This window comes from Actinocorallia populi (assembly GCF_002995495.1).
GTDB lineage: Bacteria > Actinomycetota > Actinomycetes > Streptosporangiales > Streptosporangiaceae > Actinocorallia > Actinocorallia populi.
This window is the reverse complement of record NZ_PVZV01000006.1, coordinates 18104-30646: the sequence shown is the minus strand read 5'-3', so window position 1 is coordinate 30646 and position 12543 is coordinate 18104. Positions and strand designations below refer to the sequence as shown.

The following is a 12543-nucleotide window of genomic DNA, read 5'->3' as shown; positions in this document are numbered from 1 at the left end:
ATCTGATGACACAGACCGAGCTGAGCGAGATCTGGGGCGAGCTCCTCGACCTCGATCCCGCGACCATCCCCCGCGACACCAGCTTCCTGCGCCTGGGCGGCGACTCGGTGCTGGCGGTGCGGATGTCGGCCCTGGTCCGCAAGCGGCTGGCGGTGGAGCTGGCCCTCTCGGACGTGACGGTCGAGATCACCCTGGACGGGCTGGCCGACCTGGTCGCCTGGCGCGCGGAGTCCGGCGGCGCGGCGCGGGCGCTGCCGGTGGAGGTCGAACGCCGCCCGGACCCGCTCGCGCCGTTCCCGCTCATGTCCCTCCAGCAGGGCTACTTCGTCGGGCAGCACGACGGCTGGGAGCTGTCCTACGACTCCGCGCACTTCTACGGCGACGTCGGGCTCACCGGCGTCGACGGCGAGGAGGCTCCCGAGGCGCTGGCCGACGCCCTCCAGCGGCTGGCCCTGCACCAGCCCGCACTGCGCGCCCGGGTCACCCCCGAGGGAGCCCAGCACGTGCTGCCCCCCGACGCCCCGGGCGCGATTCCCGAGCCGCAGATCCACGACCTGCGCAAGGCCGAGGAGCAGGAGATCGAAGACGTCCTGGCGGGCGTCCGGCATGAGATGAGCACGACCGGCCCGAACCCGATGTCCGGACCTGGCCTGGACGTGCGGCTGAGCCTCCTGCCCGGGGGACGCGCCCGGCTGCACACCGCGATGAACCTGCTCACCCTGGACGGATGGTCGGCCACCCTGCTCAACCGCGAGCTGCTCGCCCTGGCCGCCGACTGGAACGCCGTCCTGGCCCCGCTTGAGATCGACTTCGGGGACTACGTGACCGCCCTGGGCCGGTTGCGGGACACCGAACCGTGGACCGCCGACCGCGACTGGTGGCGCGACCGCCTCCGGAACGCCCCCACTCCCCCCGCCCTGCCGCTGCGCGCCGATCCCCGGGACGTGCGCCCGACGCTGATGGGCACCCGCGAGACCCACCTGTCCCCCGAACGGTGGGAGGCGCTGCGCGGCCGGTGCGCCGCCCACGACGTCACTCCTTCCGCGGCCATGCTCACCGCCTTCGGCGTCGCCCTGGCCCGCTGGGCGGGCCACCGCCGGATGCTGCTGAACTCCCTCCAGCTCAACCGCCTGCCGCTGCATCCCGACATCCACCGGGTCATCGGCGCGTTCGCCTCGACGATGCTGCTGCCCGTCGACCTCCCCGAGGGGCGTACGTTCGCCGAGCTGGCCCGAGGCGTGCACCGCGACCTCACCGACAGCGCCTCCCACAACCTCGTCTCGGGCGTGGAGGTCTCCCGGGAGCTGGCCCGCGACCGCGGCACCACCCGCCCCGTCGGGCCCGTCGTCTTCCAGAGCACCCTGGGCATGGACGCCGCTGTCGGCGCGGCGCACACCGAGTCGGCGGGTCCGCTGGGCGACGTCGACTTCGCCGACTTCCACCACCAGCTCCGCACCCCGCAGGTGGCCTTGGAGGTGCGGTTCTACGAGCTGCGCGACCGCATGGCCGTCGTCTTCTCCCTGGTGGAGGAGCTCTTCGAGAGCGACCAGGTGGACGCCGCCTTCGCCGATCTGGTCGCCCTGGTCGAGTCCCTGGCCGACGGGCCCGGCTGGGACCTGGTCCCCGAACTCCCCATGACCTCGGACGCCCCGGAGAGCACCGCGCTCACCCTCGCCCGCCTGCCCGAAAGCGCCGACGCCCCGGCCTCCGGCCCGCCCGCCGACGAGCTCGAGCAGCAGATCTGCGACCTGTGGGAGGAGCTGCTGGGCGTGCCCGTCCTGGACCGCGCCGCCGGGTTCTTCACCCTTGGCGGGGACTCCCTCCTGGCGGTCCGCGCCCTCGCCCGCCTGGCCAGGCACACCGGAGCCGTGCCCACCGTCCGGGAGTTCCTGGACGCGCCGACCGTCGCAGGACTGGCCGCCGCCGTCCGCGCCCGCGCGGAAGCCCCCGCCCTGTGATCGGGGTGCTCGGCGGCGCGGGGACCGTGGGACGGGTCGTCGTGGACAGGCTCGCCGGCCGGTACGAGCTGCGCGTCGGGGGACGGGACCTGGAGCGTGCCGCGGCGGTCTGCCCAACGGAGACGGCCCGCCCCGTGCGGGTCGACCTGCACGACCCCGAGAGCCTCGCGGCGTTCTGTGACGGGTGCGAGGTCGTCGTCAACTGCGCGGGGCCCTCCTATCAGGTGCTCGATCTGGTGGCCCGCGCCGCGGCGGCGGCCGGAGCACACTACGTCGATGCCGCGGGCGACTTCGCGGCGCTCGAAGCATTGCGCGGGGAACCCGTGGTCGATCTCGGCGAGTCGGTCTCGGTCTTCTCCGCAGGGCTGATGCCCGGCCTGTCGGGGCTGCTGCCCAGGCTGCTGGCCACCCGGCCGCTGACGCGGCTGGACTGCTATGTCGGCGGTGCCGCCAGGATCGGGGAGTTGTCGGCGGTCGACGCCCTGCTCACCCGGGGGCCGGGCTTCGGGACCCCGCTCGTCGGGCGGCGCGGGAAGGAGACCATGCCGCTGGCCCCGCTGCAGAAGGTCGCCCTCCCCGGCTTCCGGGGGAAGGTGCACGCCTGGCCGTTCCTGTCGGCCGAGATGGACGCGCTGGCCACCGAGCTGCAGGTCGGCGAGCTGCGCAACTACACCGTCTACGTCACCGAGAGCATCCCCCGGGCCCTCGCCGAGGCCTGGGCCGACGGCGGGCCGCTGGAACGGCACGTGCCCGCCGTGGTCGCGGCCGCTGAGGACGACCTGGCGGCCACCGGCCCGTACTACACGCTGCTGTTCCAGGCCGTGCCCCGCGCCCCGGCGTCACCCGGACCCCGGCGCCTGACCCTGCGCACCCCCGACTCCTACGCGCTGAGCGGGGTCGTCGCCGCGATCGCCGCCGAGGAGATCCTGCACGGCCGCGTCAAACCCGGCGCCCATCTGGCCGCCGACGTCCTGGACCCGGCGGCCGTGCTCGACCGCCTGTCCGGCGACCCCCTCGTGACCGATGTCGAACTGCTCTGAACGGAAGGCCGACCCATGACCGACACCACGACCGCCCCCGCCTTCGAGGCCTCCCGCGCCCAGGAGGACCCGGGGTACGTGGTCAACGCCCCCTACTACGACCTGATCTTCCCGTCGGTGGTCCGCGACACCCTGGCGGGGGCGCTGCGCGCGGTCCTGCCGGGTGCCCGCGCAGTCGCGGAACTCGGTCCGGGCACCGGCCAGTTCACCGAGGTGATCGCCCGGCTGCTCGGCTCCGAGGCGGAGGTCTTCGCCGTCGAACCGGCCCGGATCATGCGCGCCGCCCTCGCCACCCGCCTGGCCGCGCTGCCCGGGGACGCCGCGCGCGTCACCGTGCTGCCCGAAGGCGCGCTGGAGGCCGAGCTGGACACCCCGTGCGACGCGGTGGTCCTGTTCAACCTCGTCATGCACTTCGGCCCTCGGGAGAGGGCGAAGCTGTGGCGCAAGTGGGGCGAGGCCCTGCGCCCCGGAGGGCTGCTGCTCCTGGAGACGCAGTACCCGCAGACCGCCGTGGCCGTGCCCGCCTCGGAGGTCCCCGGCCGCACCCTGGGGCGCCGCCGCTACGACACCGTCTCGCGCGCCGAGGTGGCCGGCGAGGACCTCATCCGCTGGATCATGACCTACCGCACCTGGGAGGGCGAGGAGCTGCTGCTGTCGGAGACCGCGGAGTTCGACTGCCACGTGGTCTCCGACGAGCGGCTGGCCGCCGAGCTGACCGGGGCCGGGTTCACCCGTCAGGAGGACCCGGCCGAGGGCGTCCAGGCCTGGCGCCGGTCCTGAGGCCGGGCCAGCGCCTCGCGCAGCGCGGCCAGGACGGCGCGGCGTTGCGGCACCAGGTAGAAGTGGTCGCCGGGGAAGACCCTCAGCCGGGTCCTCCCGGAGGTGACGCGCCGCCACCTGGCCGCCTGCGCGGCGGTCAGGTCGGGGTCCGCGTCGCCGACGAACACCGAGACGGGGCAGTCCAGCGGCGGCGCCTGGCGGGGCCGGTAGGTCTCGATGAGCCGGTAGTCCTCGCGCAGGCAGCGCAGGATCATCGTGCGCAGCGCGGGGTCGGCGAGCACCTCGGACGCGGTGCCGCCCAGCCGGGAGACCTCCTCCAGCAGGCCCGCCTCGTCGCGCAGGTGGACGGTCCCGCCCCGCTCGTCCTGCGGGGCCTCCCGGCCCGACGCCACCAGGTGCTCGGGCCGGGGGAGGACGCGGGCCAGCTCGTAGGCGATCGTCGCGCCCATGCTGTGCCCGAACAGCGCGTACGGCCGGTCGGCCAGCGGCTTCAGCGCGTCCGCCAGTTCGGCGACGAGCGTGTGCAGGTCGGCCGGGAAGGGCTCGCCGAGCCGGTCCTCCCGGCCGGGGTAGCAGACGGCCAGCACCTCGACGTCGGGGGCCAGGTCGCCCCAGCCCGCGTAGGCGGCCGCGCCGCCGCCGCCGTGCGGCAGGCACACCAGCCGCAGCCGTGCCCGCGGCCTGGGGGTGAAGCAGCGCAGCCAAGGACCGAATTCAGCGGACAAGACAGGCTCCCGTCAATCGCGGAGTGAACAGAAGGGGATGAGGATGTACGACGTGATCGTGGTCGGCGGAGGGCCCGCCGGGCTCAGCGCCGCCCTGGTGTTCGGGCGGCAGCGCCGCAGGGTGCTGGTCGTCGACGGCGGGCGGGTGCGCAACGCCCCGGCGGACGAGATGCACATGTACCTGAGCCGGGACGGGTTCCCGCCTTCGGAGCTCCTGGCGCTGGGCCGCGCCGAGCTGGCCGCCTACCCCACGGTGGAGGTCCGCGCGGGCAGCGTGGTGACCGCGCGCGGAGCCAAGGAGGACTTCGCGGTCGAACTGGCCGACGGGACGGTCGAGCGGGCGCGGCGGCTGGTGCTGGCCACCGGCCAGGTCGACGAGCCCTACCGGATCGAGGGGCTGCCCGAGCGGTTCGGCCGCGGCGTCTTCCACTGCCCGTTCTGCCACGGCTGGGAGACCACCGGCAAGACCCTCGCGGTGATCACCCGCGAGCCCGCCGAGGCCATGCTCGCCCTCTACGTCGCCGACCGGTTCAGCGACGACGTGGTGCTGTGCACCGACGGTCCCCTCGACCTGGCCGACGGGGTCGCCAAGAAGCTCGGCGAGCGCGGCGTCCGGGTCGTCTCCACGCCGATAGCCCGGCTGACCGGCGAGCCCGGCGCGCTGGAGGTGCACTTCGCCGACGGCGAGGTCCTGGCCCGCGAGGCGGTCTACCACCGCGCCCCCACCCGCCAGCACGCCTCGCTCGCCGCCGGACTGGGCTGCGAGATCCTGCCCGACGGCACCGTGCGGGTCGACGAACTGCAGCAGACCACGGTGCCGGGGGTGGCGGCCGCCGGAGACACCGCCAAGCTCCCGGCCGTCCCCGACGCGGTCACCCTGGTCTCGCTGGGAGCCGCCGACGGCGTCCGCGCCGCCGTCTGGATGGAGGGCGACCTCTTCCGATCCGACCTGGGCGAGATCTGACCTGCGCCCAGTGAGGAGGTGAAAAAGCGGGACCGGCCGGCGGCCGGTCCCGCCTTCTCGCCCACCGAAGTGAAGGAGGCCGCAGCGGACCGGTGCCGTCAGGACGGCGATGACGCTGCCGGGCCGTGGTCCGCTTCCGCTTCGGCGGGCTGCGCGCGGCGTGCGACGAAGAGGTGGAGGCCGGTCGCCGACAGCGGACGGTCCTGTCGCGGGAGGGTGAACCAGTGGTTCAGGCCCGCCCGCTCCAGTTCGTCCCGCCATTCCCGGCGGCTGAGGAAGACGCGGTCGTCGGCGGCCCTGGGGTCGGCCGGGTCCAGGCGTTCGCGGCCCTGCGGGGCGGACATGAGGAACTGCATCGAGGTCAGGATCGAGTACAGCTCCCGGCTCGTCTCGACGAAGACGAACAGCCCGTCCGGCGCCAGCAGCTCCCTCAGTCCCGACAGGGTCGCCCTGATGTCGCGGGCGTTGTGCAGCACGTTCGCCGACAGCACCACGTCCAGGGAACCGGGTGGGACGCCCTGCCCGAGCGGGTCTTCGTTGATGTCGAAGAGCCCGAACCGCACCCCCTTCCGGTGGCCGAAGCGTTCACGGCCCAGCGACAGGAAATAGCGGGACACGTCGGTGAAGTGGTAATCGATTTCTTCTCCGGCCAGCGCGTCCAAGGCGTCCATGGTGGTGCCGCCGACGCCCGCGCCCAGTTCCAGGACGCGCAGCGGCCGGGTCTGCGGGGTTTTCTCCCGGGCCCAGCGCATCACCTCGGCGACTCCGGCGTTGAGGTACCGGTTGACGGTGTTCTCCCGGTAGGCGCCGTCGGCGGTCTTCGGGTCCTCGAACAGCAGCGCCTGAAGTGTCAGCTCGTCCCGCAGCAGTTCGGGCAGCCGGGCCATCGCCGCCAGCATGAACCGGGTGGTCTCGGCCGGATAGCCGAGGCGTTCTCCTTCCTCGGCGAGGCCGGTGGTGGCGACCGGGCCCGGTTCGCCTTCCGCCGCCAGGACGGCGAGCCAGCGCCGCAGGATCCAGCGGTGCCGGTCGGCGACGCCCAGCGCCGCGGCGACCTCGCCCTCGGAGCGCGCCTCGCCCGCCGGGCGCAGGGTGAGCGCCATCGCTGCCAAGGCGGCTTCGTCCAGGCGGCGCAGGAACTCCGGCAGCTCCCTCGCCTGCTCCTGGCCGACCGCGGCTTCCGCCAGGGCGTCGGCCCGGTCCGGCAGGCCGGAGGGAAGGACGGCCACCGGGAACGAACGGCGCAGCACGGCGCGTGCGACCTCGCTCAGGCGGCGCTCCACGAACGCGGGCAGCGGGTCGTGGGCGGTGCCCGATCCCGGGCACTCCTCCACGGGGCGGGGTGCTGCTTCCGGGGGTGAGACCAGCGCGAGCCGGGCGGGATCGGCGGGGTCGGCGACCACTGCGGCACGGCCTGCGGCCAGGTCGCGCAGCCGGTGCGGGGTCACCGCGTCCGGGCCGGGCGCCAGCAGGGCGTTGGGGATGCCTCCGATGCGGACGGGGCCCTCCGCGAGTTGCTCCTTCAGCGCGTTCTCACCGCTCCAGGGCACGACGGGGACGGCCTCCGGTGATGGTGAGTCGATCCTCAGCACCGCGTCGAACCGGTAGCGGGTGAGCTCGGTGTCGGCCGTCATCGTCTTGGGATGGACGCTCATGCGGACCGTCCGGCCGCTCTCGCGGGCCAGGCGGGCCAGCAGCGGCGGGTCGAAGAGCAGCTCCGGCTCGCGGGCCCGCCGCTCCGCGGCGGCCTCGGGGTCGCCGTGCTCGGCCCACCGGGCGAAGTGGTCGAGCAGCCGGGCGTCCCGTACGTCCCCGACGAGGATCGAGCCGCCGGGCTCGACCAGTTCGATCGCGTCGTGCAGCACCGCGCGCAGGTAGGCGACCCCCGGGAAGCACTGGGTCACCGAGTTGATCACCACGCAGTCGGGCCTGCCCTCGGGGAAGCCCAGCCCGGCCATGGCCGCGCGGACCTCCGGCGAGGCGGCCTCGTGCGCGCCCGCCCGGACGAAGGCCGTGCCGGGCAGGTCCTGGGCGCTCAGCCGCTCGACCGCCGTGCCGGACACGTCCGTGCCGACGTAGCCCTCCGCCCGCCCGCGCAACCGGTGCGCCAGCAGGCCCGTGCCGCAGCCGAGTTCCAGGATCCGGCGGGGACGCAGCCCCGCCACCAGGTCGACGGTGTGCTCCACCCATGCGCGCATGTGCTCGACCGGCAGCGGCTGCCCGGTGTCGGAGGCCCGCCAGCCCGACAGGTCAAGGTCCTCGGCGTGCCTTCCGTCGCCTCGCGTGTACGTCCAGTCGTACACCTCGCCCCAGTGCTCGAGGTACTCGGCGACGAGCCCGCCCGGGACGGGCCGCGCCGCCAGGGCCGACGGGCCGGGGCGCAGGAGCAGCGTGCCGTCGGCTCCCGGGAGGGCCTCGGCGATCCAGGGGTGGCCGGACAGGCGGGCGGCGGCGTCGGTGAGTTCAGCGTGCGTGAACATCGTTCTCCGTTCGGACGAGTCGATGATCGGAAAGTCGGAGGACCCGGTCGGCGCGGGCGGCGACCGCGGTGTCATGGGTGACCAGCAGCAGCGCCAGCCCGTCGGCGCGCAGCCCGTCGAGCAGGTCCAGCAGCCCGGCGGCGGTGCCGGTGTCCAGGGCGGAGGTGATCTCGTCGGCGAGCAGCACGGCGGGCCGCGCGGCCAGCGCGCGGGCGAGCGCCGCCCGCTGGCGCTGCCCGCCGGACAGCTCCCCCGGGCGGCTTCCGGCCAGCGCCGGATCGAGGCCGACGCGCTCCAGCAGCTCGGGGACGTCCACGGGCATGCCGAAGACCCGTCCCGGGCGGGCGATCGCCGTGCCGATCCGGTGGGCGGGGTTGAGCGCGTCGGAGGGATCCTGGCCGACGAACTGGATGGCGCGGAGCGTTCCGGCGTCCCGTTCGGTCGGCGGCCAGGCGAGCGGACGCCCCTGGAAGTCCGCCCGGCCGCTCTCGGGGGGCCGCAGCCCGGCGAGTGCGCGCAGCAGTGTGCTCTTGCCGCTGCCGGACGGGCCGACGACCGCGACGAACTCCCCCTGCGCCAGGGTCAGCTCCCCGTCCTGGATCAGGGGCCGGTCGCCGTGCCCCAGGCTCAGTTCCCGTACCCGCAGTACCGGTGCTCCGGCGGGGGTGCTCTCGGGCGCCGGGCGCTTGACGGATGCCGGTGGCTCCGCGAAGCGCAGGAAACGGTCGGCGACACGGGACGCGAAGTCCTCGTCGTGGGTGATCACCAGCGCCGTGCGGCCGGGTTCCTTCAGCACGCGCACGACCAGGTCCAGCGTCTGCGGGTCCAGGCCGCTGGTGGGTTCGTCGAGCACGAGCAGCGCCGGGTCTTCGAGCAGCGCACGCGCCAGCGCGACCCGCTGGGCCTGCCCGCCCGACAGCGGACGCGGCCGCAGATCCCAGATCCGCCCGGCGTCCAGGCCGAGCGACTCCAGCAGGGCGCGGGCCTCCCCTGCCGTCCGGCCCGACCCTTCCAGCACCAGGGAGCCGACGCTCATCAGCGGGTTCAGCGTTCCCGCCGGGTCCTGGTCGAGCAGCCCGACCTCCGTCCGCCGCCAGCGCCGGGCCGCCCGTCCCGGCCGCACCTCGCTCCCGCGCCACGCCACCGTCCCTGCGACCCGCCGCAGGCCGGGTTCGAGCACATCGAGCACTCCGCGGACGGCGCTGGTCTTGCCGCAGCCCGAAGGCCCCGTCAGTGCGAGCACCTCGCCGGGTGCGAGGTCGAATCCCAGCCCGTCGACGACCCCGCGGCCGTTCGCGTCCACGACGGTCAACCCCTTCACCTGGAGCAGCGCGCTCCTCCGCTCCCCCGCAGGGACCTGTTCCCCGACCGGACGCCACCGGACGGGAGTCCGCCGCGAGGGACGGGACCGGCGGGCGGAGACCGGCAAGGCGGCGAGCACGAGGAGGGTCAGGGCGAGTGCGGGGGCCACCAGCGCCCAGCGGTTGAGCGCGACGCCGGGCAGGTTCTCGCGGACCATGCGGCCCCAATCGGGAGCGGAGGGATCGGCGCCGAAGCCGAGGATGCCGAAGGCCGCTCCGAGCTGGAGGGCCAGGACGAAGCGCAGCAGCAGGTCGGCGAAGGCGAAACCGGCCAGCGCGGGCAGGATCTCCCGGACCATGATGACGGCCGGTCGTTCGCCCCTGCACCGGGCGGCCTCCACGTACCCGGCGTGCCTGACCTGCCGTACGAGGTCGCGGGCCACCCGCAGGCCCAGAGGCGCGCCTCCGCAGACCGTCCCCGCGATCACGGCCGCCGGGGCCGGGAGCGCGACGGCCAGCAGCAGCGCCAGCAGCAGGAAGGGAACGGCGAGCAGCAGGTCCGCCGTCGCCGTCAGCCACCGGGACGTCCGGCCGTCGCGCCACCCGGCGGCCAGGCCGCCCGCGACCCCCACGGCCCCGGCGATGGCGGCGCCGGCCAGCGCGACCAGGGTCAGCTCCCGTCCTCCGGCCAGCAACCGCGACAGCACGTCCCGGCCCGCCACGTCCGTGCCGAGCACGAACCCGCCGCCGGGCGGCTGCCAGGGCGACCCCACGGACTCCTGCGGGTCGTACGGCGCCAGCAGACCCCCGCCCAAAGCCCAGACCACGATGAGCCCTGCGATCACCACCCGCGTCCTCAGCACGGCTCCTCCCGGTGGCGGGCGGCCAGGACGTCGGCGGTCGCGAGACCGGACAGGACGGTGGCCGCGGTGAGCATCGCCACGGCCTGGACGACCGGGAGGTCGCGGGTGCCGATCGCGCTGACCAGCAGTTCGCCGAGTCCGGAGTAGCCGAACATCACCTCGATGACGGCGGTGGAGGCCAGCAGGCCGCCGGTCAGCAGCGCCAGGATCCGCAGGGCGGGGGCCGCCAGGAGGGGCGCCACGTGGCGCAGCGCCACCCGGGCCGGCGGCAGGCCCCGGGCCGCGGCGTCGCGGACGTAAGAACGGCGCAGGGTGTCGGCGACCGCGCCGCCCAGCATCCCCGCGCCGAACGCCGCCGAGGGCAGGGCCAGGGCCAGCGCGGGCAGGACGAGCAGTTCCGGCTGCGCCAGAGGCGGGGTGTCGGGGGCCAGGAGCGAGACGGGGGGCAGCCAGGGCAGGGTTCCGGCGAAGAGCGCGACGAGCGCGGCGGCGAACACCGGCTGCGGCACCGCCGCGGCCACGGCCGTCAGCGCGGCGATCCGCCCGTGCGGGGCGGCGCCGACGCGCCAGGCCAGGACGAGGGCGAGCGGGACGGCCACGGCGAGCGCGCATCCGGCCAGGGTGAGGGTGGCGGGCAGGCGCTCGGCGAGCATCTCCCCCACCGGGCGGCCGGTGACCAGGGAGGTGCCCGCGTCGCCGTGTGCGAGCCCGCCGGCCCAGGACAGGTAGCGCTCCCAGGCCGGGCGGTCGAGTCCCAGCTCGGCGCGCAGCGCGGCGAGCTGCGCGCCGGTGGCCCGCCCTGCGGCCTTGGACTCGGCGGCGTCGGAGGGCAGCAGCTCGGTGGCCCAGAAGACGATCAGGGAGGTCGCGGCGAGCAGGGCCAGTGCCCTGCCCGCCGCGGCCGGGACGGACCGGATCACGGAGCCGCCACGCGGACCTGTTCGATGAACGCGCTGTCGAAGCCGGGGCCCTCGGGCAGCCCGGTCACCTTCCCGGCGGCGAGGTCCAGCCCGTCGCCGGTGCCCCAGACGACGTAGCCGCCCTCGTCGCGCAGCTCGCGCTGCAGGCCGCCGAGGATCCTGCGGCGGGCGGCCTCGTCCTCGGTGGCCAGCGCGTCACCGAAGGCCTTGTCCCACTCCGGGCGCTTCCAGGCGGTCTCGTTGGTGGGCGAATCGCCGAGCAGGGAGACGCGGGCGACGTCGGTGAACGGGATGCCGCCGAAGAAGCCGGTGTAGAAGTCGCTCTTGGCGAACACGGCCGTCCAGTAGGTGTCGGGCGCCTCCGTCTTCACCTCGACGTCGATCCCGGCCTCGCCCAGCTGTTCGGCGAAGAGCGTCGCGGCGGTGTCCATGCCCGGGTAGGAGGTGGTGGTGGCCAGTGTCAGCTTCAGCCCGTCGGCGTGCCCGGCCTCCTTGAGCAGTTCCCTGGCGCGGTCGAGGTCGCGGGAGCGCTGCGGCACGTCCTTCGGACTGGAGGGGTCGGCGGGGGTGAGGAGGTCGTTGCCGATCTGCCCGAAGCCGAGGAAGACCTTGTCGAGCAGTTCCTGCCGGTCGGCCGCGAGCTTGACCGCCTCCCGGACGCGCGGGTCGTCGAACGGCTCCCGGTCCAGGCGCATGACGAACGGGTACATGTTGACGGCGGGGCGGTGCACCACCTTGAGGTCGGCGTTCTGCGCGGCCTGCCGCGCGGTGGCGGGGCTGACGGCGCTGGCCACGTCGGCCTGGCCGGAGATGACCGCCTGGGCGCGGGCCTGCGGGTCTACGACCGCGCGGATCTCGATCCGGCGGGTCGGGGGCTTCGCGCCCCACCAGCCCTCGTTGCGTTCCAGCACGGCGTTCTCGGCGTTGCCGCCGGTCATCCGGTAAGGGCCGGAGCCGGGAGCGGGCTTGTCGAACGCGGTGGTCCCCTCCGGCACGACGAAGCTGATCGATTCCAGGGCGCGCGGCACCTCGGCGTAGGGCTGCGGCGTGACGAGCTTCAGCGTGTGGTCGTCCACGACGCTGGAGGCGGCGAAGTCGAACATCTGCAGCCGCCCGAAGTTCTCGGCGGCCTTCTCGTGGATGCGCCGCAGGGAGAACAGCACGTCGGCGGCTCGGACGGGGCGTCCGTCGGTGAACTTCGCGTCGTCGCGGAGCCTGACCGTCCAGGTGGTCAGCTTCCCGTCCGGCTCGAACGCGGTGGCCAGCCTGAACTCGGTGGCGCCTTCGGGTCCGGGCTTGGTGAGCACGTCGTAGACGAGAGCGAACCTGGTCAGGTCGGACTGGTTGCCGATCCCGCCGTGCGGGTCGTGGCTCGCGGTGGCGGGGGCGCCGACCGCGACGTACCGGAGCGTGTCGCCTGCGGTCGGGGACGCCTTGCCGCCGTCGTTTCCGCAGGCGGTCAAGGCCAGCATGAGCAATCCGATGCCCACGTGCAGGGTTTTCATGGATTCC

General features: G+C 74.7%; 9 protein-coding genes. 4 read left to right on the top strand and 5 right to left on the bottom strand.

Going from position 1 to position 12543, the window contains the following annotated elements; translation table 11 throughout:
- Nucleotides 1-5: 5 nt before the first annotated feature.
- From C2865_RS23575 to C2865_RS23565, 3 genes are read left to right on the top strand one after another with little or no spacing between them, the layout of a single operon-like run.
- A complete protein-coding gene (locus C2865_RS23575; protein WP_106400742.1) occupies nucleotides 6-1958 on the top strand; it encodes a condensation domain-containing protein in 1953 nt (650 codons plus the stop codon).
- A complete protein-coding gene (locus C2865_RS23570; protein ID WP_106400741.1) occupies nucleotides 1955-2998 on the top strand; it encodes a saccharopine dehydrogenase NADP-binding domain-containing protein in 1044 nt (347 codons plus the stop codon). Before C2865_RS23575 ends, C2865_RS23570 begins: the two co-directional genes overlap by 4 nt.
- A 15-nt stretch (nucleotides 2999-3013) precedes the next feature.
- Nucleotides 3014-3778 carry a class I SAM-dependent methyltransferase gene (locus C2865_RS23565; RefSeq protein WP_106400740.1) on the top strand — a complete coding sequence of 255 codons (765 nt, stop codon included), beginning with the start codon at nucleotides 3014-3016 and terminating at the stop codon, nucleotides 3776-3778.
- Here the strand turns inward: C2865_RS23565 and C2865_RS23560 are convergent.
- Nucleotides 3733-4503, bottom strand: a complete 771-nt coding sequence (locus C2865_RS23560) for a thioesterase II family protein (RefSeq protein ID WP_106400739.1) — start codon at nucleotides 4501-4503, stop codon at nucleotides 3733-3735. The two genes, C2865_RS23565 and C2865_RS23560, sit on opposite strands and share 46 nt — an antisense overlap.
- Nucleotides 4504-4546: 43 nt before the next feature.
- Between C2865_RS23560 and C2865_RS23555 the strand changes: the two genes are divergently transcribed.
- Entirely contained in the window at nucleotides 4547-5467 is a 921-nt protein-coding gene (locus C2865_RS23555) for an NAD(P)/FAD-dependent oxidoreductase (RefSeq protein WP_106400738.1), read from the top strand.
- A gap of 98 nt (nucleotides 5468-5565) precedes the next feature.
- On the opposite strand, the gene C2865_RS40185 is transcribed toward C2865_RS23555, so the two are convergent.
- The 4 genes from C2865_RS40185 to C2865_RS23530 are packed head-to-tail and all read right to left on the bottom strand — an operon-like array spanning nucleotide 5566 to nucleotide 12536.
- On the bottom strand, nucleotides 5566-7947 hold the full coding sequence (locus C2865_RS40185; RefSeq protein ID WP_198653556.1) for a methyltransferase: 2382 nt from the start codon (nucleotides 7945-7947) through the stop codon (nucleotides 5566-5568).
- Nucleotides 7931-10111 carry an ATP-binding cassette domain-containing protein gene (locus C2865_RS40935; protein WP_106400736.1) on the bottom strand — a complete coding sequence of 727 codons (2181 nt, stop codon included), beginning with the start codon at nucleotides 10109-10111 and terminating at the stop codon, nucleotides 7931-7933. Before C2865_RS40935 ends, C2865_RS40185 begins: the two co-directional genes overlap by 17 nt.
- Entirely contained in the window at nucleotides 10105-11031 is a 927-nt protein-coding gene (locus tag C2865_RS23535; RefSeq protein ID WP_198653555.1) for an ABC transporter permease, read from the bottom strand. The genes C2865_RS40935 and C2865_RS23535 overlap by 7 nt, the downstream gene beginning before the upstream one ends.
- Entirely contained in the window at nucleotides 11028-12536 is a 1509-nt protein-coding gene (locus C2865_RS23530; RefSeq protein WP_106400735.1) for an ABC transporter substrate-binding protein, read from the bottom strand. The genes C2865_RS23535 and C2865_RS23530 overlap by 4 nt, the downstream gene beginning before the upstream one ends.
- Nucleotides 12537-12543 lie beyond the last annotated feature (7 nt).